The organism is Fulvivirga sp. AWR4_260 (genome assembly GCF_056158185.1).
Map to the genome: position 1 here is coordinate 1,108,096 of NZ_JBSWSU010000001.1, position 22,829 is coordinate 1,130,924.

Sequence of the window (22,829 nt, forward strand, 5' to 3'; positions counted from 1 at the left end):
TTGTGATCCTGAAAAAAGTGTTTTAGCAATAAAATTTTTTTAACTCAAAATCAACATGTCCAAAAAGTATCTCGGACTTATTACAGTAGTCCTTATCGCAGTTGGGTTTTATTTCTTAGTGCCAGCCTTAAATCAATCGACCGAAGTGGTGGCAGAGAACAAACCGCTTTTGTCTGATTCTTCATTTGTAGCTGTAAAGCCCGAACCAAAATTATTGTACGGAATGGCTATAGATTCTATGGTAGTTATAGAAGATAAGATTAAGAGAAATCAAAACATTTCTGAAATCTTGACTGCTCACAATATTTCTACGGAGGCTATTTACAGATTGGCAAGTATGTCGAGGGACATTTTTGATGTTCGTAAAATAGCAGCTAATAAGAAATATACTTTAATATGTGATCAAGACTCTTTGAAAACGGCTAAGGCTCTAGTGTATGAGCATAACCCAATCGAATATGTAGTATTTGATTTGAGAGATTCTATGTCAATAGAAAAGCGCCAAAAAGAAGTAAAGGTTGTTGAGAAAAGTGCTTCTGGAGTTATTGAATATAGTCTATCAGTTACTATGAGTGAGTTAGGTTTGCCAGTTCAGTTAACGAATGACTTTGTTGATGTTTTTGCTTGGCAATTAGATTTTTTCAGGTTACAAAAAGGCGATAAGTTCAAAGTGGTTTATGAAGATAAAGAGGTTGATGGAGAGTCAGTAGGTATTGGAGATATTAAAGCTATTTACTTTAACCACTTTGGTAATGATTATTATGCATTTCATTTTGATCAGGGTAGTAGTATCGATTATTACGATGAAGATGGTAAAAGTTTAAGAAAAGCACTTTTAAGATACCCATTAGAGTTTACAAGAATCAGCTCTAGGTATTCAGGAAATAGATACCATCCGGTTCAGAAAAGATGGAAGGCGCATAGAGGTACTGATTTTGCAGCACCAAGAGGTACTCCTATTAGATCTGTGGGTGATGGTATTGTTGTAGCAGCTCAGTATAGTAAATACAATGGTAACTTTGTAAAGATTAGACATAACAGTACTTATACTACCCAATATTTGCACATGTCTAAAATCGCATCAGGTATAAAGGCAGGAGATAAAGTAAAACAAAATCAAACAATAGGATATGTAGGTAGCACTGGTTTAGCTACTGGCCCACATTTGTGTTATAGATTTTGGAAAAATGGCGTACAGGTAGACGCGTTAGCTGTTGATTTGCCAGCCTCAGAGCCGATCTCAAAAGAGAAAATGATAGAATACAATACTGTAAAAGATGCTTTACTACAGAAACTAAATAATATTCAACTTCCAGCAGAGAAAGAAGAAGTTTTAGCAAGTGTGAAGTAATTATTACAATAATCTAGATATCAAAAAGCAAGGCAATATATGTCTTGCTTTTTTTGTTTAGATTTAAAAAGTATTTATTACCAATCACATGCGACACTCATTAACTATTATTATAATATTTCTTTTTATAACTCATATGTCAGTTGCGCAGCGCGTAGCAGTGGTGATGAGTGGAGGAGGAGCTAAAGGCATAGCTCATGTTGGAGTGCTGAAAGCTTTAGAAGAAAATAATATTCCTGTTGACTATGTGCTTGGTACCTCTATGGGAGGAGTAGTGGCTGGCAGTTATGCTTCTGGTTTATCTCCTGATGAAATAGAAGCAATTATGACTTCTCATTTATTTAGGGGCTGGGTTAATGGCGAGCTCGAAAAAGGTTATAATTATTTTTATAGTAAAGAAGAGCCAGACGCCTCCTTTTTATCTTTAAAACTATCGCTCGACTCTCTATTCAATGCATCCATAAACTCAAGTTTGGCAAGCGATTTATCTCTCAATTTTGCGTTGGCCGAAAAATTTGCTCAGCCTTCGGCTAGTGCTAATTATAATTTTGACAGCCTCATGATTCCTGTTCGGGTAGTGGCTGCAGATATTTTCACACAGAATGAAGTAGTATTGTCACAAGGATCATTAAATCAAGCTCTACGCGCTACACTATCTGTTCCTTTTTTTTATAAACCCATTAGAATAGATAACAAATATTTATTTGATGGAGGTATCTATAATAATTTCCCTGTTGATGTAGCTAAGGATGAATTTAACCCCGATGTGATCATAGGAGTAAATGTTTCTTCTAAGGTTTTTAATGAGTATCCATACAATTCTGATGAAAAGCTACTAAACAATTCTTTATTGTACATGCTACTGGACAAAACAGACCCGGCTGTAGTGCCTGAATCAGGAATTTATTTAGAGCCTAACTTAGATGGGTACACCGCTTTTGATTTTGCTAAAGCACAAGCCATGATAGACAGCGGATATGTGGCCACGATGAGGCAAATGGATGAAATAAAGGCCAAAATTACCAACAGGGTTACTTGCGATGAGGTTGTAGGAAAAAGAAATCAGTTCAATGCGAAAATCAAACCACTAGTTTTTAGTAATATCAATTATCATGGATTTAACTCCAAACAGCGTAAGTACATTAATAGGGTTTTTAAAATCAATAAAAAGAAACCTAACCTCTATATGGAGGATGTTAAATCTGGTTATTACCGTTTGGTTTCAGAAAACTACTTTAGAACTATTTATCCAGATATAACTTTCGATTCGGCATCAAGTTCGTATCAGTTGGAGATTTACGGAAGGCCAAGAAACAACTTGAGCGTTGACTTAGGAGGAGCTATTGCCAGCCGAAATATTAGTCAGATATTCCTTGGCTTGCAGTACTATTATTTTGATAATTATTTACTTAAAAATAGTCTGGATTTTTATGCGGGTAGTTTTTATAAATCAGCTAAACTTAGGTCTCGGTTGAATTTGCCCATATTTAATCAGATGTATTTTGAGCCAGAGATAAGTTATAATAAGTGGGATTACTTGGACGTGGATGATGTGTTGAAAAAAAATGAAGATCCTACATTTTTGTCTCGTGTTGACCGAGGTTATGGCATAAATATTGGTTTTCCTTTTGGCTCTAAAATGAAGGGTGTACTCCATGGCTCTTGGGTAGATAATGCAGATACCTATGTAAATATTGTAGATTTAAAAACCACAGATACATTTGATGAGCTGAGGCTCGATGGTTTTAAAACTGGTGTTTCATTTTACAGAAATGACTTAAACAGAAAGCAATATCCTGATGATGGTCACTCTTTCAGCTTGAAATTTGACTTTTTATCACTCCAAGAGAAGTTAGATCCGGGAAGCACATCAGAGTTAACCGAGTATCAGGTTAATGATAGGGAATGGATAAAAGCACAACTAACTCTAGAACAATACTTTAAAAATGGGCGTTTCAGTGCAGGGTATCTATTAGATGCTGTGTATACTAATATGCCAATGTTCAGCAACTACACTGGCACGTTGATCAATGCGCCTGGCTTCAACCCCTTACAAGATAGTCGAAGTATATTGTTAGAAAATTTTAGAGCCCCAGCTTATTTGGCTCTAGGTTCAAAAAATGTTTTCAACCTAAAACCAAATATAGATTTTAGATTAGAGGGGTATGTTTTTAAACCAATCAAGATGTTAGTTGAAGAACCTGAGCAACAAGCGGGATTGGATAGATGGAACGATAATGTTTACTTGGCGGGCACTGCAGCATTGGTCATGCATAGTCCTATTGGTCCAATAGCATTGAATTTGAACTATTATGATGATAAGCAGTCGCAGTTATCTGTTTTACTTCATGTAGGTTTTTTACTATATAATAAACGTTCTATTGAGTAATGTCATATTTTAATTTGAGCAAATCATTCATTATATTTAAATAATAGGCGATTCTGCGTTAGAACTATTTTTTTTGTTGTTGACGTAAGATTTTGTTTATTTTTGCTTAAAATGTGCATATTGTACAAAAATTGGCTTTAGCCGTATTTGATTGTTGTTAATTTCTGAAAGGTTAATGTAATTCTAATTTCATGAAGAAAGTTTTACCTATAGTTGTTTTTACTTTGATCCACCTCAGCGTGGTAGCTCAGCAAGTGCAATGGGCATCGGAGGTTCTTGAGTTTTCATCTGAGCTTACGCCTGTGCAATATTCGGCAAATCAGATTTTAGGCAAGCCTAATGTGCTCCCAGCAGGTGGGGAGAGTCCTAATGCATGGACACCAGAAAGAGCAAATAAAAAGGAATTTATTAAAGTTGGTTTTGATACACCTATTCAGATAAGGCAAATAGCCATTGCTGAATCTTACAACCCCAGTGCTATATATCGAGTATTGGCGTATGATGAAGGCGGTGCTGAGCATATCGTAAATACTTTTAGCCCTAAGCCGGTGCCTTTAAAGGGGCGGATGCTTAATCTGTTTATAGAACAAACAGATTATAAGGTAAAAGCCGTTCAGTTAGAGTTTGATGGAGCTGCCGTTCCTGAGTATTATAGCATTGATGCTGTGGCTATCTCCGATTCTGATATTCCTATTATACCACAAATCACCACGCCAGATTTTATCAATCCCGAAATTGATAAGGAGAGGCTCAGTGAAAATATCAATAGTAAATACAAAGAATATAAGCCGTTACTATCACCCGATGGTAAAACGCTTTACTTTTCAAGGAAGAACCATCCGGATAATATGGGTGGAGAGAAAGACGAAGAGGATATTTGGTATTCGGAGCTAGATGAAAATGGCGAATGGAAACTGGCTCAAAACGCAGGGCCTACCTTAAATAATGCGGGCCCCAACTTTGTTAGCTCTGTAACTCCAGACGGCAAGTCGGTACTATTAGTATTGGGTAATCAGTATTTAGGTGGAGATAAAATGATGGCTGGAGTTTCGATAAGCTCAAATGCTACAGGCAAGTGGTCTAAGCCAATGTCTCTAGTAATAGAGAATGATTACAACTATTCAGAGAAGGCTAACTTTTTCCTTGCTAATAACCGAAAAGTACTTTTAATGTCTGTAATGAGAGATGATTCTCATGGAGGAAGAGATTTGTATGTGTCTTTTTTAAATGAAGATAGTACATGGACTGAGCCGAAAAACTTATCTAATAAGATAAATACTGCAGGAGAGGAGGCGTCACCATTTTTGGCTGCTGATGATGTTACATTATATTTTTCATCAAATGGTTATAGCGGTTTTGGTGGTAGTGACATTTATGTTTCTAAAAGGCTAGATGATACATGGACTAATTGGTCAGAGCCTGAAAACTTAGGGCCTACAATTAATTCGCAGTATGAAGATTTATTTTTCAATATTCCTGGTAATAGTGATTTTGCCTACTACTCTCAGGGCGTTAGTGAAGAAGACTTGGATATTTTTAGAATAGGGTTGCCGTTATTTAAAAAGCCAGAACCAGTTATTAATGTAGCGGGTAAGGTTACTAATGGTAAAACAAAAGAACCGTTGGGAGCTAAAGTAATTTATGAAAGGCTTTCTGATGGTAAAGAAATAGGTATTGCTGAAACCAACCCTGAAACTGGGCAATATGAGATTATGCTTCCTGCTGGTGAGCAATATGGCATAAGGGCAGAAGCTGATGGATTTGTGGCTGAAAATGTAAATTTAGATTTGCGTAACTATAAAGAAGGTGATTCGTTAAAGCTATCACAGAAGGATTTGGTTTTAGTACCAATTGAAGAGAATGCTACTGTAGCATTAAATAATGTGTTCTTTGGTTTCGATAAATCTGAAATTCAACCAGCATCTTACCCAGAGCTAGATAGAATTGTTAAGTTGATGAATGAAAGGCCAAGTATGACAATTAACGTGAAAGGTCATACTGATAATATTGGACCAGAGTCATATAACATGACCTTGTCTAAAGAGCGGGCAAATGCTGTTGCGACTTATATTAAGAATAAAGGTATTGATGCAAATAGAATTTTAGTTAAGTATTTTGGCGAAACAGCACCAATTGAAAGTAATGAAACCATATCCGGAAGAACTAAAAATAGAAGAGTAGAATTTGAAATAGTGAAACAATAGTTCACAAAAAATGCATTATAGGCGTCTATTATGGTTAATCATTGCGGGGTTTGCTAGTACGGATGTGTATGGGCAAGGCGAAACTACCGAGCATACTGTTGAGGTGCACGGTAAAGTAATCAATGCAAACACGAATGAAGCGGTAGAAGCTAAGATAAAATACGAAAGTATACCATATGGAAGTGAAGTTGGAATTTTCAAAGGTTCCAACTTCACTTTTTTGGCTCAGTTAGAAAAAGATTACAGAGTTACAGTTCAAGCTCAGGGGTTTATCCCATACAGTGGTGTTTTCCCAAAAACAGAAACCACTAATTTTGCGGAAAGCAAAGACCTGATCATCAATTTAATTCCTAATGGAATTGGTCAATTAATACGGCTCGATAAATTAATTTTTGATATTGGTGACGCAGATATTTCCGTAGAATCTTACGAAGAGCTCAACAATTTTGTGAAAATGATGGAGGATAATCCAAATATGGAGATTCAACTAGAGGGCCATACTGATTTTAGAGGTAATGCTCGGAAGAATATGAAACTTTCTCAAAAGCGTGTTGAAGCTGTTAAAAAGTTTCTTACGAAAAGAGGCATTGACAGGAAAAGGATAAAAACAAAGGCATTTGGAGGGACCCAGCCTCTATCCAGAGAAGAAGGAGACAAGGCTAGAAGTCAAAACAGACGCGTAGAGGTAAGAATATTAAAGAACTAACGAACGGCCAATGTAGGCGGATTATCCAATACTTTGTTTAACCTTAAAAGTAAATTATATTGGGTAGTCTCATTGATATTGCTGTCGGCTAATAACTGTTGTTTGATTACACTACCAAATTCTTGGAGTCTTGCAGTATTATGAAATAATGAAGCTTTTTCGAATAAATTAATACTTGAAACCAGGTCGTGGTTGTTGTAGCTATCCACTGCCAAGTTATAATAAAGTAATCCAACCAAAGACTCGTTAGCTACAGCATCATTTATATGCTGAGAAAATTGATGAAACTGCTCATTTAATAACTGCTCCTTATTATACAAAGCAATCTGCTTCTCTATAATGCTTTTCTCTGAAATGAACCCATTTAATGGATCTGTACTTTCTAGTAAAACCCACCCCTGTTGGGTGTTTACCTTAAGATAAATGTGATACGTTGTTTCCATGATTTCGTACTTCTGGCCTAGGGCAGATAAAATGTAAGCATATAATGCCGTGGCCGATAGGCAATCATAATGGCCGCTCTTCATCATGGAGGCAACAGGCGTGTAGGGCTGATATCTCTTTAATATCTTGCGATGCACTTTATAAAACATTTGAGAAACCTGTGCTGATGACATCAGGTCATTTTTTAGCCCCTTTTTATATTTTTCTATTATGGGTAAAGTAATTTCTCGTGCTTCAGATACTTGCTGTTGGCCTGCTGAAGGTGTACTGGCCATCATTACCAGAAATAGATTGTCTGCATTTTTATTCTCTGAGAAATTAAGAATGGCTTCCTTTTCTAAGTCAGAGTGAAAAATCAAATTATGAGTTTGTGAATTGGCTGTGGTTAAGCCAAAAATAAGAAGGAAGCAGAGTAGGAGTAAATGTGTTTTCATGGTCAACTGCACTTGTCACTTAACATTAAGTTAACACAATAAGGTTGTATTTACAATGTTTGTTAACATTAAATTAACATTGAGCATATTTTAATTTAACACACCTTTATTTTTTGTATTAAATATTGAGAATGATAACAATGTTTCTCACCTACCTTGCGTTAGTATTTCAATGATTTCTATTGTTAAAAAAACCAGCTTATTGGCTTTGCTATTGGCTTTTGGATGTAAGTCTACAGATAAGGTAATTAATAATAGCGTGTGGAATGTAGAGTGGAAGCTTGATAACGAGCATGCAAATGGAAAATTAATTTTAATGGATGACCATAAGGCTCAACTGGAAGTATACGGAAGCAAAGATTCATTTTTGTTAAAAGACTCTTCTGTGATTAATTATACTTGGAATCTTGATAGTGAAAGCTTTACATTAACTAGGCCTGATAATGGTGTTGAGCTTCGTTATGATATTGTAAAAGTTAAACCTCATCAAATAAAATTACTTTTTGCAAACGATATTATGGTAACACTACAGCGTACCAGTTTTGCCTCTAACATTTACAATTAATCTTTATTACATTTGTTATAGCGTAAAACCTTAACAATTTGTCATGAAGAAAATCCTAATAGTATTTGCCAGTATTATTGTAATACTGCTGGCTGCAGCTTTTATACTGCCCGTAGTATTTAAAGATGATATTAAAGTTGCAGTTGATAAAGCCCTAGCCGAATCAGTCAATGCCGACATTGTGTGGGATGTTGATGATTTTAGCATTTCCTTGTTTAAGAATTTTCCTAACGCGACCGCGTCTTTAAATAATTTTGGAGTAATTAATAGAGCTCCTTTTGATAATCAAATACTTTTTGCTGTTGAGCAATTTGAAGTAGAGATTGATATTTTTAGTCTTTTAGGAGATCAGATTAAGATCAAAGGTGTTGAACTCAATCATCCAGAGGTATTCATAAAGGTGCTTGAAGATGGTACGGCTAATTATGATATAGCAATATCTGATGATACAGCGGCACAAGTGGAATCAGACACTGTAGCTACAAATTATAATATTGGTATAGATCATTGGCAAATTATAAATGGTCATGTAGTTTATGATGATGCCTCACTTCCTTTTACAATGGAGATAGAGAATTTAAATCATTCAGGAAGCGGAGATTTCACTCAAGATGAATTTGATTTAACAACCCATACTCAAGCTGATTCGGTTACGGTTAATTTTGATGGTACGGAATACATCACTAATAAGAAAGTAGAAATAGATGCTGTACTGCGAATAAGTGATGAATACAGCAAATATACCTTCCAAGATAACTTTGCCAAGATTAACGATTTTGCCATGAGTTTTGATGGTTATTTGGCATTATTGGATGACGGCAGTATGGATATGAACCTGACTTACGGTACAAAGGAAAACACCTTTAAAAGTCTACTTTCATTAGTGCCGGGCATATACACAGAAAGTTTCAATAATATTGAAACGGATGGAACACTTTCTTTTTCTGGTGCAGTAAAAGGAAAATACGATAGCCTTACTCTGCCAGCCTTCAATTTGCAGTTAGCTGTAAATGATGCCATGTTTAAATACCCAGATCTACCAACAGCTATTGAAAATATTAGCTTGGATTTAGCGGTGGATAACGAAGATGGTAATATTGATAATACAGTGGTCAACCTAAAAAATATGCACTTGGATTTTGGGCAAAATCCAGTAGATGCTAAGCTATTGCTTAAAAATCTTTACAACTATAATATGGATGCTGAGCTAAAAGCAAAGCTGAACTTGAAAGAATTGAGCAGTATGTTCCCTCTTGATGGCATGGCTGTTAGTGGATTATTCAATGTGGAGCTGACTGCTTCGGGAGTTTATGATAGTGTAAAAAATATTATGCCTAAGATCAGCACTTCTATGAATATGGAGAAAGGGTATATCAAAACTTCAGAGTTTCCATATGCTTTAGAAAACTTAAGCTTTGGTGCCAAAGTAGAAGATGCTACAGGTAAAATGAGCGATTTCCATGCTGTAGTGAATAATTTTAAAATGGTGATGGATGGTGAGCCTTTTGAAGCAGACCTTACTCTAAACAATTTAGAAAATTATAGTTGGGATGTATCTGCTAAAGGTGGAGTTGATCTTAAAAAAATCACCCAAGTATTTCCTTTAGAAGGGATGGAACTGGCTGGACAGATTAAGGCTGATTTAAAAACTAAAGGTATTATGTCCGATTTGGAAGCAGAGAAGTATGATAAGCTGCCAACAAGTGGTAAAGTGACTGTACAAAACTTTAGTTATAAAGATGCTGAGTTGCCATATGACGTGACCATATCTAGTGCTGATTTAGCATTTGACCCTAAAAATGTTACTATAAATAATTATAAAGGAACAGTGGGTAAAAGTGATATGGAGATCACGGGATCAGTATCAAACTACATAGGATATATGTTTGGTGACAATGAGATACTGAAAGGAACTATGAACTTCAATTCTAATTTATTGGATTTGAATGAATTTATGAGTGAAGAAGAGGAGCCCACCACTACCACTACTACAGAGGAGGAATCTTACGGAGTCATTCAGGTACCTGAAAACATTGATTTTATACTTAAGTCATCTATTAAAACTGTAAACGTAATGGATATGGCCATTACCAATGCTAAGGGAGATATCGTAGTTAAAAATGGAATAGCTAATCTATCGGGTTTAACTTTTAATTTACTAGAGGGTGGTTTTGTCGTTAATGGTTCTTATGATGCTCGGGATATAGAAAAACCGAAATATGACTTTAAGTTGGATGTAAGTTCATTATCAATTCAAAAAGCTTTCAAGACATTTAATGTAGTAAAGACCTTTGCGCCTATAGCTGAAAAAGTAAATGGTAATGTCTCTACTGATTTCAATATCAGTGGGCTATTAGATCAGTCTATGATGCCAGATATGGGAACTGTTACAGCTAACGGCCTATTAAATATATTGCAAGCTTCAATCAACAATTCTAAAATCATAAAGGGAATTACAAGCCTTACTAAACTTAATGATACCGATCAGGTGACAATGAAAAACGTTTTAATGAAAGTTAAAATAGAAGACGGTCAGCTGAAGGTAGAGCCATTTGACGTGAAAGTAGGTGACTATACCACTTCAATAACTGGAGCTACAGCTTTAGACGGAGGTATAAATTATAGTTTAAAAATGGACGTACCAGCGGGCAAAGTAGGCACTCAGCTAAATGGCTTATTAGCTCAGTATGGAGCATCGACTAATTCTGGCTCCACAATTCCTGTAAAATTGGGAATAGGAGGCACTTACGATGACCCTAAGGTAAACTTACTAATGAGTGACCAAAAAGAGCAAGTAAAGGATGCCGCTAAAGAAAAAGCTAAAGAAGAAGTGAAAGATGCTGCTAAAGAGGCACTTAATAACGTAAAAGACGAAAAGGCTAAAGAAGTTATAGATAATATACTGAATAAGGATGGAGAAAATAAAGAAACTCCAACCAAAGAGGAGGTTGTAGATCAGGTGAAAGAAGAAGCCAAGGATAAGATTAAAGATCTCTTTAATAAGAAGAAAGACTAATAAATTGAATAAAGGCGCTCTTAAGAGTGCCTTTATTCGTTAATGCGATTTTAGAACTTTCAATCAACCTAAAATGAGTAAAATCAGTAAAAATTGTGAGTTTATTTTAATTTAAATCTTTGCGAATAAAACCCGTAGGTCATATCTTCGCAATAGTTTATATTTAATCTAAATAAAAGAGCGTGAATATTAAAAGTGTAATAGACCTCGCCCCAGGAGAAAGTGGAATAATCAATGGGTTTAATGATGATGCGCTTTCTTTAAAACTTTTAGAAATGGGTTGTCTTCCTGGTCAACCAATTAAATATAATTTTGCAGCTCCCCTTGGAGATCCAATATGTGTAAGTGTAGCCGGATATAACCTTTCCCTCAGGTTGGATGAGGCGATTACAATTTCGATACAATAGATGTTTAAAAATGAAGTCCCTAAAATAGCCTTAGTTGGTAACCCTAACTCAGGCAAATCCTCTTTATTTAATCACCTTACAGGCCTCAATCAAAAAATAGGGAACTTCCCTGGTGTTACTGTTGATAAAAAAACGGGCCTATGCCGATTAGATGCTGACCACAAAGTAGAAATTATAGATTTACCGGGTACTTATAGCATATACCCTAATTCTACAGATGAAAAAGTAGTGTTTGATATACTGGGAGATAAAACAAACCCATTGTATCCTGACGCTGTTGTGGTTATAGTTGATGCCTCTAATTTCAAAAGAAATCTTCTTTTATTCACCCAAATTCACGATCTCAACATTCCTGCCATATTAGTACTTAATATGATGGATATTGTGGAGAAAACAGGGTTAAGCATAGATGAGAAGGCTCTGTCAAATGAGCTTGGTGTGCCTGTTATTCCCATGAAGGCGCGTAGAGGAAATGGAGTAGCGGAGTTAAAGCAGGCCATTATTGACCTTAAGCCTATTCCTTTCAAAACTATTTTTGAGGTTAGAAATCATGCCGCGGCAGCTATAGATGCTGTAAAGGAAATTTTCACCATTGAGGATGATTATGTAGCATATCAGTTGCTTCAACAATATACGATTAACCAAGCTTTAACAGCCAATGAGAAAAACTTACTGGCTGATATAATAGAAAAGCACAATTTCTCTAGAGATGATTTAAGAAGAAAAGAAACCTTAGAAAGGTATTCTGCCATTAATCATTTTATAGATGGAGCTATAAAAGAGAATTTTACCCAGTTACCGAAACGCTGGACACAACGGTTAGATCACGTCTTTACCCATAAGCTATGGGGATACTTAATTTTTTTCGCTATCCTCTTTGTTATATTTCAAGCAATTTTTGCTTGGTCGGCAGTGCCTATGGACTTTATCGATCTTACCTTCTCGGAGTTAGGAGCTTACCTGTCAAATAATTTACCCCCAGGCATGTTGACCAATCTACTTACTGAGGGTATAGTTCCGGGTATTGGTGGTATTGTTATTTTTATTCCTCAAATCGCTATTCTTTTTGCATTTATAGCCATTTTGGAAGAGACGGGTTATATGTCTCGGGTCGTGTTTTTGATGGATAAAATTATGAGGAAGTTTGGTCTAAATGGCAAAAGCGTGGTGCCTTTAATTTCGGGAGTGGCTTGTGCTATCCCTGCTATTATGGCTACTCGTACAATAGAAAACTGGAAAGAGAGATTAATAACCATTTTTGTTACGCCATTAATGAGTTGCTCTGCTAGGCTGCCTATATATACCATACTTATTGCACTAGTTGTACCTGATAAACATTTGTTTGGCTGGTTTCTTAACCTGCAAGGTATAGCGCTGATGGCAATGTACTTGTTAGGTTTTATTATGGCTATTTTATCTGCTGTGGTAATGAAGCTCTTATTAAAATCAAAAGACCGAAGCTTTTTAGTAATGGAATTGCCTACTTATAAAATTCCGAGATGGAAAAATGTAGGTTTAACCATGTATGAGAAGTCAAAAACATTTGTTTTTGAGGCCGGTAAAATCATCTTTGCTATATCTATAGTATTGTGGGTATTGGCTACTTATGGCCCAGGAGATAGAATGAGTAAAGCCGAAGAAGTGGTTCAGCAGAGATATGAAGTGGCTTCTATGAGTGAGGAAGAATATCAAAATAGGATAGAGTCAGTCAAACTTGAAAATTCATACGCAGGTATATTTGGGAAAGCCATAGAGCCTGTAATAACACCGCTGGGTTACGACTGGAAGATAGGTATTGCACTTATCACCTCTTTCGCGGCCAGAGAAGTATTTGTAGGCACTATGGCTACCATATATAGTATAGGAAATACAGATGATGAAAGTACCATTAAAAACCGCATGAAAAATGAGGTGAATCTCGATACTGGACAACCAAGGTATACTGTAGCTACTGGGCTTTCACTTTTAGTGTTTTATGCTTTTGCTATGCAGTGCATGAGTACACTTGCCATTGTTTATAGAGAAACTAAAGGCTGGAAGTGGCCGTTGATACAGTTACTTTATATGTCTGGTTTAGCTTACATCTCTGCATTTATCGTATACCAAGTATTATCCTAAAAGAAAATGGGTGGGGGGTGATGGGTTTAGGTGGCTTGCTTAATAAAAAGCCTCTATTAATCTCCTGCTTTTACGAGCTCAATTTTACTAGAAGCCCATTTAAGCGCTTTTTCTCTTGTGGAGAAAATCTCATATTCGATGGAAAGTGAGCCTAAAAGAAAAATGTTTTTTAGAGCAACTTTCAAAAGAGGAGATGGCGTAACGTAAACAATTCCACAAAGCTTATCTTGGATAAGGTGTCTGTGTTCTCTGTAAAAGTAGCCTACTGTGGCGCGTTGATTTTGTGTTATTAGTTTAGACTTTGTTAAGTCTACTAATAATACCTTCGGCATGTCTATTTGATGTATCACCTCTAAAGTTTTCTTTAGATGATTATCAAACTCATCAGGATTTGGCGAATGAGAGTTGATTTCATTCAAGATGATCCCGTTGTTTAGGTCAGTAAATTCGGAATATTCAATCATTAGGTTTAACATTTATATTATTAGTGAGATTTTTCTTTATATATAATATAAGCAATTATTGTGACTAAACGAGAAAAAATTCATCTAAATTATCTTTTTTAGAATGAATGTAAATATAATCTATAATATTATCATTATTTTATTATATGGAATTAGCGGAAAAATTTGCTGCTAGAGCTGGCAAATACGAACAGATTTTCAAAAGCTATGAACAAAAACATAAGTGGATCAGCACTTTAAGATTGTTGCTTTTTGTGTTTAGTATTATACTAATAGTGGTTTTTGCCAATCAAAATTATTTATTAGGTATACTTTCAGTGCTTTTTGTTTTTCCTTTTGTTTTTGGGTTCCTTATAAAATATCATACTAAAATAAGGCAGTTAAGAAACCTTGCAAAAAGTATTGCGGATATAAATAACCATGAAATTCAGCGTTTAAACGGTGATTTTTCACAACTATATGGTGCAGAAGAATTTAAAGATTCACAACATCCATATATTAATGACTTAGATATTTTTGGAAAAAAATCGGTGTTTCAACTCTTAAATAGAGCGGTTACACCGAGTGGTATTTCAACTTTGGCTGACTGGTTGAAACATCCGGCTTCTATTTCTGATATTAAAAAACGTCAACAAGCTGTTGAGGAGTTGAAAGAGCGAGTGGATTGGCGACAAGACTTACAAGCTAAGGGTATGTCATCAGTAAATGAATCCAATTCTGTAACAGAGTTAATACAATGGGTTGAGGAAGATCCTAAGCTTATCAATAATGGTAGGTATAAATCTTTAGCGTACATCATGCCCATAATTACATGCAGTATTATTACACTCGCTTATATTATTGGCGGGCAAGCCTATACATTACTTTTTGTTCCGTTAATAATAAACACTATCATTTTAAAAAAGTATGCGATTTATTCTATCGATTTGGCAGAGCGCACAAGCCAAAGCTTTCGAGTATTGAAGGCATATGCCGGAATGATTGGGTTAATAGAAAAAACGGAGTTTCAATCAGAATATCTGGCCGAATGTAAAAGTGTGTTTTTTAAAAACAACATAAGCCCATCTCATTCAATACTTAAATTAGGAAAACTGCTAGACCTGCTTAATGGTAGAGCCAACTTAATTTATGTAATACTCAATACGTTTTTTGCTATTGATTTGCACATTTTATTGGCTGCAGAGAAATGGAAAGAGGCGCATAAACAACATTTGGCCTCTTGGTTTGATGCATTGGGACAAATTGAAAGCATATGTAGCATAGCCGGCTATGCCTTTGCCAACCCAGAATATGCTGTAGCAGAAATAACCGAAGCTCCTTATACATTTAAGGCCACATCACTGGGGCACCCTTTGATAATTAGTGCCGAAGAACGCGTATGTAATGACATCGTAATGCAAGGGAAAGGACATATTAATATTATTACCGGATCCAATATGTCAGGGAAGAGCACCTTTTTAAGAACAGTAAGTATAAATATGGTTTTGGCTCTGATGGGAGCTCCTGTATGTGCACAGGAAATGAAGACTTCTATATTTCAAGTTTTCACAAGTATGCGTACGGAGGATAATTTAGATGAACACGTTTCATCTTTTTATGCAGAGCTTAAACGAATACAGCAATTGTTGAAATTGCTTGCTACTAGCCAAAAGCCTGTAATGTATATGCTAGATGAGATATTAAAGGGAACTAACTCTAAGGATAGAAACCTAGGAGCCATTTCACTAATAAAACAACTTTCGCCATTGGAGGCTATGGGCTTTGTGTCTACGCACGATTTGGAACTGGCAACCTTGAGTAAGCAAATGTCCAATGTTGAAAACTTTAGTTTTAATAGCTCCATCGTAAACGATGAAATTATTTTTAAGTATAAAATGGAGGCAGGCCCCTGCTATAGCTTCAACGCAAGTAAGCTAATGGAAAAGATAGGTATTAAAATAGAAAAAGATCAGCTGTAATGGCTGATCTTTTCTTTTATGGAGGAACTTGGTTATCTTTTATTTCTTTCTAATGATTTGTGTATCTCCTTTTATGGGCGTATTGGGCAAGTTTAATGCTTCGCTAATCGCAGCATAGGATAGGTCCATTTTTTTTCTTCCGTTCTGATCCCAAAACTCTCCTGGCACCATTACTACTCTCACTATCCAGTTTTGAGTGTCTTGCTCTTCTAATAAATTGCTGTCAAAATTAAAGTCCATGGTGAGTTTTACATCATTTATAGTAAAATCATAATTATATTGAATGAGGCCATTATCTGTAATTACAGTTTGTGGCAGAGGTCTCCAGATATCTAAGTCTATATTCTGATCTTCTTCGGTTTTCCATAAGAAATAGACCAAGGCGACATCAGAGTCATATATGTCGTTGAGGGCACTTTCTGGGTAGTCGAGTACTTGAATGTAATCGTCCGTCTCATTAAAGTCTATATTTTCATATTCAAATACTAAACTTAAAGGTCCGGGATCACCGGTATTTCCTTGTGGGCCTACTGGACCAGATGGGCCTGTAGGGCCTTCACAAGCTGCGAAGCCCAACGTAAAAAGCGCTAATAGTATAGTTTGTAATTTTCTCATAACCTAATCGTTTGTATAGTTCATAATTACCAAGAATTAGGCCAAAAAAAAAGCCTGATGTTATCATCAGGCTTTGAGTTTTTATAAGTGGTATTTTATTCTTCTATTTTTCTTCCTTTACTTTCTAAGAAGGCTTTGTATTCCTCTTCATCACCATATTTATCTTCGTACAGTGCGTCAAGTGTTTTGGCGTATTCTTGATTGTATTGTAACCAATGGTCAATGGCACTAGAGTATACTTTAGCTACATCTTTTACTCGGCTACTTGTTCTGATTCCGTCAATGGTAAAATCATACTTGCCTAGTAAAGGAATCTCTTTTTCATTGTCTTGATAAAGAGCCTCTGCATATGCTATCGGGCCTTTTATTACTCTGGTTAAATACAAATTTCTGTGGTAAACACCCTGAGAAAGGTCTGAAATGATAGAATAATTATTAGCAAAACCAAAGTTGTTCTCTCTAGGAACTGCGTCTACTTTTAATTCATCATTTAATGCTTTAATGATGTTTTTAGCAAAAACGTCTGACTCTTCTAAGTCGTAAGATACTAATAACCTCAAAAGCTCAAATCTTTGATCTAATTGATCTTTTCCGTCAACTTCAAAACCTAAGAAAGAACCTGGGATGAACACCATACTGTAGTTTTCATTTACAGGAGGTAAATACTTTTCTTCATATCTCTGGCCTCCTTCAGAAGCATTGTAATGCACTACTAAAGTTAAGTCAGGTTTAAATTCATTAATTTTTCTTGCTCTGGCTATAAAGTCCATGTTTCTATATACATCATAAAACAACATGAAATCTGTAGCTTCTCCAGAAAGGAAATATTCTAGTTTCTCTCTATCGTACCAATCTTCTTTGTATCCGTTGATGATATCTTGTTTGTTGTCAGAAGCTTTCCAGTCTGCAAAAGTATTGCCCATAGCACTTTTACCATAATCATGGGTAAGCATTACTTTAGCGCCTTTCTCTTCCAGAATTTCCTTAAGAACTAACGAGGTAGTGTAAGTGAGGTTAGCCTCAAAAAACTCAATGTCTCTGCGTTGGTTGTATTTTTTACCCTCTACCTTTACGTATCTTTTCTCTAGCATAGCTTGCTGCATGTTACCAGCAAGATGCCCCGGGTCAATAGCAATTTTTAAACCTCTGTATTCACTTACAGGGTATTTTGCAGGATCAACGTCAGTATCCTTGATGCCATAAAAGTATTGAGTGCCTTTTCTTTGAAGAATATCAATAATGTCTTCATTAGACTTTGTTTTTAACAAGTCGTTGAAGTGAGGCATTTCGCGCCAGTATAAAATAAACTCTGGTTTATTAACCTTCTGGCTTGTAGAGTAGATGTAAAGTCCACGGTCATTTATTACTACGTTATCCATACATTCAGCCTCTTTACACAGAAACTTTAAGTTTCTGGTAACTCTATCCTTGTAAAAATCCTTTACCGGGATAGGCTCAATGTTTTGAGCATAAGAAGATGAAATAAATACAGACAGGAATAAGCCACTTATAAATAACCTGTAGATCGAATTTTTCATGGATCAATGATTTAATTTATTAACATTGAAAATTTTCAGCGAATATCAAAAGATTTATCTTATATAAAGTTAGGCCGTACGTCTTTTTTTGCCAAAATCAAATGCATCATAAGATAAATAGATTGCAATCCCCAAATATATGAGTATAAAAGAAATGAGTACCAAATTTCTTTGGCCAAAGCTAATTTGAGGTCTAATGCCGGTAGAGCCATACTCTGGTTGCGTATTTAGTACTACAATATCAAGAAGCATTTTAGGTACGGCCAAATGCTCTCGCACGAACATGGCCCAGTTCATATCGCCTTTGGCTTCGTAGCCGCTAGCTTCTACATTAAAATGCCATGATAAAAATAGTGCTCTTTGTAGGTGAAAGCCTTGGCTTACAATAATAATGTCTTGCATGCCAAAGTACCGCTTAGACCTCACTATGGAGTCTAATGTTCTGAAACCAGCAAAATCTAAACGGATGATGCCTTTAGGAATGCCTCTTTTTACAAGGCTACGCATCATATCCTGAGGTTCGTTATATTCTTTAGTGCTATTATCTCCGCTTATTAAAATTTTTGAAACATATCCTTTATCGTAAAGCTCTTGCACAGCATCAATTCTGGCAGTATAATAAAGGTTTTCATTCACACCATCAGAAAGGTGCTTGTTAGTGCCAAGTAATAGTATTGTATATTTTCTTTTTTCTAGATCTTCAGTTTTGGTAGCTATCCTCATGTTAGAATAAAAGTCAACAAAAAGGTTAGTCATAAACATGAATAGCAAGGTGGTAAATATAAGGGTAAGTAACCTTTTACTCACCCAAAGTAAACCATCTAGATAAAATTTGCCCGAGTAGTATTTGTCAAGCTTATGTAATATGAAATGATCAACAACACTATGAATCACTAAAATGGTTGCCGCTAAAAACATAAGACCTAGCACACTCCAGCTATCCATGTTATCCAGATAACTGGTAAATTCATCAAAAGCTGATGAGGCTGTTTTCTTTCCTGCATTAATGTCTGATATAAGTACGCTTAGGTCACTATAGTAAAAAGGTACCAGAAACAGTAAAACCAGTATAAGAATGACGAATAAAAAGAGTAAAAATTTAAGGCCTTTCATGGAGAATAAGCTGGCAAAAAAATCGTATTAAACAAAAAACTTATCAGTAAATGTATAATAATAGTTGCTATGATGTGAGATTTTATTGTTAAAAAAATGTTTTTTTAATCAAAAAATGCTCAGGCTGCTTATAATCGAACTTCTTTAGGTTATTTACTTTCACTCTTAGCAGAAGTATGACTATTTCTTGGTGCTTGGCCGCCAGTAATGCCATATTGTACTACATCTTCCGTTTCTTTTTGTACTTCAGGTGCTGCAGAGTGGGCTTCGTTTTCGTTTTTAATGATGCCCAAACTTAAAGCTCTTCTTCTCCATTTCTTTCGGGCATAGTCCTGCATGTCTTCAACATTATCGTACTCATCCATAATTTCAGCGCCTAGCAAAGTTTCCATTACATCTTCCATAGTGAGTAAGCCCGATACGCCTCCATACCTGTCAGTGGCTAAAGCTATATGTTCTTTGGTTACTAGAAACTTATCTAATAAAACGGGTAGTGTCATTTCCTTAGATACCATTAAAATATCTCTTTTGATATCTCTCAATTTGGTGTCGTGGTTATCTTCGGCCAACTGGGTAAGCACATCATTTTTGTGAACGTATCCGGTAATGTCGTCACGATTTTCTTTAAAAACAGGTATTCTAGAGAACTTACAAAAGTCTTTATTTTTGTAAAGATTCAAAGTACTATGATCTTGCTGCACCATTACCATTACTGTACGTGGTGTAAGTATGTCTTCAGCTTTGATATTTCTAAAGCGGATCATGTTTTTTAACATTTTTGACTCCATTGCTCTGAAAATACCCTCTTTATGACCTAAGTCGGCCATGGCGGAAACCTCATCACGGCTAATGCTTTTCTTTTCTTCATTGCCCGACAATAGTTTGGTGATGCCTTGAGAAAGTAATACTAGTGGGTACATTAAGAATATGAGTACACGCAGTGCCTTTACTGTGAATCCTCCTAAATAACGCCAGTAGCTTGCCCCAATAGTTTTTGGTATAATTTCAGAAAACACTAAGATGAGTAAGGTGAGGACCGCAGAAGTTACCCCTACATAGTCATTTCCAAAAACTTTTGCTGCTTGCGCACCTACACCTGCAGCGCCTACTGTATGTGCTATGGTGTTAAAAGATAGTATGGCAGCTAGTGGTTTGTCAATATTGGCTTTTAAGTGTCCAAGGTCTAAGCTTAGCCGCTCTTTACCTTTTTCTTTTAATGACTCAATGTATGAGGGCGTGATGGAAAGAAGCACAGCTTCTAACACAGAGCATAGAAATGAAATGAGAATTGCTACACATAGGTAGAATATAAGTAGTGCCATATGAAATTTATTATAGCAGTTTCAAATACTATGCTATTCTTCTTATAGCGGATAGCACCGGATTATAGCCATATAGTGGAGCGAGAAATGTTTAATCTTTTATGCATGTGTAGAAATGATTGCTCAGGGAGCAATCTGTGTGTAGACCTTGCATTTTATTAATCCTTGTTGTGATTTGAAGATAAAACCACTTATAATTATGTCTTATTAACAACTGTATATTATGATTCTCAGGCTTTTTCAGCATAACACATCCTTAATTATCAGCATGTTTTGGTTAGCGGCAATTTCTTGTACTCAGCAAGAAAAACCCAAAACTATATCTCACATTAATATTTACGATGACTCCACTATGGTGGCCATTCATGAGCTGCAAGACAAAAGAAATACTGAAATGTTATTGGGGTATTTCGATAGCTCTGAATCAAAATATCGTGCTGAAGCAGCTTTGGCTTTTGGTTCAATACAGGATAGTGCGGCTTTACCCATGTTAGCTTTGTTGCTTGATGATGAAAGTTCCATGGTGAGAAAGGCCTCTGCATATGCTTTGGGGCAAAGTCGAGACAGTTCGGTGGTGCGACATTTGGTAAGTGCCATTGCAGAAGAGGATACACTGATTGTAAAGAAGGAGATGCTTGAAGCCTTAGGTAAAGTAATTACGCAACCACAATTACCTTTGCTATACAACTGGGATATTGACAGCGATCTTGAAAAGGAGGGAATGGCATGGGCTATTTACAGAGCTGGACTGAGGAATGTTTATGATCCAATATCGGTGAAACTGGGTGCGGAGTTATTAAATTCAGAAAATACCTACATGACAAGGCTAGGAGCAGCAGAGTTTCTGTGTCTTGTTCCTAGTACATCGGCATATGCTACAAAACTTATAAAATCAGCTAGTACTGATTCTGCTGTTAATGTAAGAATGGCCGCAACTTTGGCGCTGAGCAATATTAACTCAGATAAAGTATTTAATGCATTGTCAAAATCAATTATAAAAGATGCAGACTATAGAGTGCGTATTAATGCGCTAAAAGCCTTAAAGCCGTATGCATATACTCGTGTAAAGCCTATATTTTTTGAGGCTCTTAATGATGATAATGTTAACACGGCAATTACTGCAGCTCAAATTATTAATGACTTAGCTGATGAGGGCGAAGATGCTTACATAGTAGAAATGGCTCTAAAGCAAAAAAATAAAAGAACAAGAGCATTACTATTGGCTACAGCATTAAAATTAACACATAGCAAAGAGGAAATTTTCAAAGAAATTAAAAGTGAATACGATACCTCCGATGATAATTATTACAAGGCAGAACTACTTATAGCATTGTCAGAATATTTGCCTGCTTACGAATATATCATCACCAAAACTTTTTCAGAATCGCATCCGGCCATTACCACAGCAGGTATAAGTGCTTTGGTAAACTTGAGAAAGAAGCCTGAATTTCCTGATGAGCTTAAGCCTGCTTTTGCAGATATTTTTAAGCAAGCAATGGAAGACGGTGATATTGCTATGGTAGCCATTATTTCTCCTTTATTATCCAATGCAGATTATGATTTTAAAGCCGAATATGACAGTATTAGCTTTCTTTATACAGCAAAAAGTAAACTTCAGCTTCCACGAGACAACGAAGCGCTGCAAGAGTTAAATAAGACTATTGCATATTTTGAAAATAAAGATGACTTTCCTGAAACGGTTAATGAATATAACCACCCCATAAATTGGGAGCTAGTTAAAAGTCTTTCAGAAGATGCTGTTGTGAATATCAAAACCGATAAAGGAACAATCAAATTAAGGCTCTTGGTTAATGAAGCTCCTGGCTCTGTTGCTAATTTTTTAAGTTTAGCTAACGAAGGCTATTTCAATGGAAAGAACTTTCATAGAGTGGTGCCTGATTTTGTAATACAAGGAGGCTGTAATAGGGGAGATGGTTATGGAAGTGAAAATTATTCCATCAGGTCAGAGTTTGCCAACCTAAGATACAAAGAAGGGGCTGTGGGCATGGCATCAGCCGGTAAAGATACTGAAGGTACTCAGTGGTTTATTACTCATTCGCCTACGCCTCATTTAGATGGAAGATATACTATATTTGCACAAGTTACAGAAGGTATGGATGTGGTTCATCACATGCAAGTGGGAGATCACATTCTTTCTGTTGAATTAGTTGAATAAAACACAAAC

The 22,829-nt window shown here is 35.9% G+C and carries 16 protein-coding genes; 10 read left to right on the plus strand and 6 right to left on the minus strand.

Translation table 11 applies throughout. The features are described from left to right. Positions 1-55: 55 nt before the first annotated feature. The 4 genes from ACXACQ_RS04745 to ACXACQ_RS04760 all read left to right on the plus strand — a co-directional run bounded on the left by ACXACQ_RS04745 (position 56) and on the right by ACXACQ_RS04760 (position 6,650). Entirely contained in the window at positions 56-1,351 is a 1,296-nt protein-coding gene (locus tag ACXACQ_RS04745; RefSeq protein WP_474974782.1) for a peptidoglycan DD-metalloendopeptidase family protein, read from the plus strand. A gap of 136 nt (positions 1,352-1,487) precedes the next feature. After that, positions 1,488-3,740: a patatin-like phospholipase family protein gene (locus ACXACQ_RS04750; RefSeq protein WP_474974783.1), complete on the plus strand. Its 2,253-nt coding sequence runs from the start codon at positions 1,488-1,490 to the stop codon at positions 3,738-3,740. 191 nt (positions 3,741-3,931) lie between these two features. Then, positions 3,932-5,944 (plus strand): OmpA family protein, encoded by a 2,013-nt coding sequence (locus tag ACXACQ_RS04755; protein WP_474974784.1) that lies wholly within the window; start codon positions 3,932-3,934, stop codon positions 5,942-5,944. A 10-nt stretch (positions 5,945-5,954) separates the two neighbouring features. Next, positions 5,955-6,650, plus strand: a complete 696-nt coding sequence (locus ACXACQ_RS04760) for an OmpA family protein (protein ID WP_474974785.1) — start codon at positions 5,955-5,957, stop codon at positions 6,648-6,650. Here ACXACQ_RS04760 and ACXACQ_RS04765 read toward each other — a convergent pair. Further along, positions 6,647-7,528, minus strand: coding sequence for a hypothetical protein (locus tag ACXACQ_RS04765; RefSeq protein WP_474974786.1), 882 nt, complete (start codon positions 7,526-7,528; stop codon positions 6,647-6,649). The genes ACXACQ_RS04760 and ACXACQ_RS04765 overlap by 4 nt on opposite strands. Positions 7,529-7,700: 172 nt before the next feature. On the opposite strand from ACXACQ_RS04765, the gene ACXACQ_RS04770 reads away from it, so the two are divergent. The 4 genes from ACXACQ_RS04770 to feoB all read left to right on the plus strand — a co-directional run bounded on the left by ACXACQ_RS04770 (position 7,701) and on the right by feoB (position 13,634). Continuing rightward, positions 7,701-8,093 (plus strand): hypothetical protein, encoded by a 393-nt coding sequence (locus ACXACQ_RS04770; protein ID WP_474974787.1) that lies wholly within the window; start codon positions 7,701-7,703, stop codon positions 8,091-8,093. A gap of 43 nt (positions 8,094-8,136) precedes the next feature. Next, complete coding sequence (locus tag ACXACQ_RS04775; RefSeq protein WP_474974788.1) at positions 8,137-11,109, plus strand: AsmA family protein; 2,973 nt, start codon at positions 8,137-8,139, stop codon at positions 11,107-11,109. A gap of 182 nt (positions 11,110-11,291) precedes the next feature. Then, positions 11,292-11,516, plus strand: coding sequence for a FeoA family protein (locus tag ACXACQ_RS04780; RefSeq protein ID WP_474974789.1), 225 nt, complete (start codon positions 11,292-11,294; stop codon positions 11,514-11,516). Further along, complete coding sequence (feoB, locus tag ACXACQ_RS04785; RefSeq protein ID WP_474974790.1) at positions 11,517-13,634, plus strand: ferrous iron transport protein B; 2,118 nt, start codon at positions 11,517-11,519, stop codon at positions 13,632-13,634. Between the two features lie 56 nt (positions 13,635-13,690). Here the strand turns inward: feoB and ACXACQ_RS04790 are convergent, their stop codons facing one another. Then, positions 13,691-14,098: a hypothetical protein gene (locus tag ACXACQ_RS04790; protein ID WP_474974791.1), complete on the minus strand. Its 408-nt coding sequence runs from the start codon at positions 14,096-14,098 to the stop codon at positions 13,691-13,693. A gap of 146 nt (positions 14,099-14,244) precedes the next feature. Between ACXACQ_RS04790 and ACXACQ_RS04795 the strand changes: the two genes are divergently transcribed. After that, on the plus strand, positions 14,245-16,056 hold the full coding sequence (locus ACXACQ_RS04795) for a MutS-related protein (RefSeq protein WP_474974792.1): 1,812 nt from the start codon (positions 14,245-14,247) through the stop codon (positions 16,054-16,056). A gap of 39 nt (positions 16,057-16,095) precedes the next feature. Here ACXACQ_RS04795 and ACXACQ_RS04800 read toward each other — a convergent pair whose 3' ends face one another. The 4 genes from ACXACQ_RS04800 to ACXACQ_RS04815 form a co-directional block, all read right to left on the minus strand. Further along, positions 16,096-16,671 carry a collagen-like triple helix repeat-containing protein gene (locus ACXACQ_RS04800; RefSeq protein WP_474974793.1) on the minus strand — a complete coding sequence of 192 codons (576 nt, stop codon included), beginning with the start codon at positions 16,669-16,671 and terminating at the stop codon, positions 16,096-16,098. A gap of 95 nt (positions 16,672-16,766) precedes the next feature. Next, positions 16,767-18,209 (minus strand): N-acetylmuramoyl-L-alanine amidase, encoded by a 1,443-nt coding sequence (locus tag ACXACQ_RS04805; RefSeq protein WP_474974794.1) that lies wholly within the window; start codon positions 18,207-18,209, stop codon positions 16,767-16,769. A gap of 69 nt (positions 18,210-18,278) precedes the next feature. Continuing rightward, positions 18,279-19,322, minus strand: coding sequence for a SanA/YdcF family protein (locus tag ACXACQ_RS04810; protein ID WP_474974795.1), 1,044 nt, complete (start codon positions 19,320-19,322; stop codon positions 18,279-18,281). 149 nt (positions 19,323-19,471) lie between these two features. Next, entirely contained in the window at positions 19,472-20,644 is a 1,173-nt protein-coding gene (locus ACXACQ_RS04815) for a CNNM domain-containing protein (protein ID WP_474974796.1), read from the minus strand. A 223-nt stretch (positions 20,645-20,867) separates the two neighbouring features. Between ACXACQ_RS04815 and ACXACQ_RS04820 the strand changes: the two genes are divergently transcribed. Next, complete coding sequence (locus ACXACQ_RS04820; RefSeq protein ID WP_474974797.1) at positions 20,868-22,820, plus strand: peptidylprolyl isomerase; 1,953 nt, start codon at positions 20,868-20,870, stop codon at positions 22,818-22,820. Positions 22,821-22,829: the final 9 nt, after the last annotated feature.

Coding starts and splice junctions, on each gene's coding strand:
- ACXACQ_RS04800 (WP_474974793.1), bottom strand. CDS start 16,671: ATGAGAAAATTACAAACTATACTATTAGCGCTTTTTACGTTGGGCTTC.
- ACXACQ_RS04795 (WP_474974792.1), top strand. CDS start 14,245: ATGGAATTAGCGGAAAAATTTGCTGCTAGAGCTGGCAAATACGAACAG.
- ACXACQ_RS04820 (WP_474974797.1), top strand. CDS start 20,868: ATGATTCTCAGGCTTTTTCAGCATAACACATCCTTAATTATCAGCATG.
- ACXACQ_RS04760 (WP_474974785.1), top strand. CDS start 5,955: ATGCATTATAGGCGTCTATTATGGTTAATCATTGCGGGGTTTGCTAGT.
- ACXACQ_RS04750 (WP_474974783.1), top strand. CDS start 1,488: ATGTCAGTTGCGCAGCGCGTAGCAGTGGTGATGAGTGGAGGAGGAGCT.
- ACXACQ_RS04755 (WP_474974784.1), top strand. CDS start 3,932: ATGAAGAAAGTTTTACCTATAGTTGTTTTTACTTTGATCCACCTCAGC.
- ACXACQ_RS04770 (WP_474974787.1), top strand. CDS start 7,701: ATGATTTCTATTGTTAAAAAAACCAGCTTATTGGCTTTGCTATTGGCT.
- feoB (WP_474974790.1), top strand. CDS start 11,517: ATGTTTAAAAATGAAGTCCCTAAAATAGCCTTAGTTGGTAACCCTAAC.
- ACXACQ_RS04765 (WP_474974786.1), bottom strand. CDS start 7,528: ATGAAAACACATTTACTCCTACTCTGCTTCCTTCTTATTTTTGGCTTA.
- ACXACQ_RS04790 (WP_474974791.1), bottom strand. CDS start 14,098: ATGATTGAATATTCCGAATTTACTGACCTAAACAACGGGATCATCTTG.
- ACXACQ_RS04805 (WP_474974794.1), bottom strand. CDS start 18,209: ATGAAAAATTCGATCTACAGGTTATTTATAAGTGGCTTATTCCTGTCT.
- ACXACQ_RS04815 (WP_474974796.1), bottom strand. CDS start 20,644: ATGGCACTACTTATATTCTACCTATGTGTAGCAATTCTCATTTCATTT.
- ACXACQ_RS04775 (WP_474974788.1), top strand. CDS start 8,137: ATGAAGAAAATCCTAATAGTATTTGCCAGTATTATTGTAATACTGCTG.
- ACXACQ_RS04810 (WP_474974795.1), bottom strand. CDS start 19,322: ATGAAAGGCCTTAAATTTTTACTCTTTTTATTCGTCATTCTTATACTG.
- ACXACQ_RS04745 (WP_474974782.1), top strand. CDS start 56: ATGTCCAAAAAGTATCTCGGACTTATTACAGTAGTCCTTATCGCAGTT.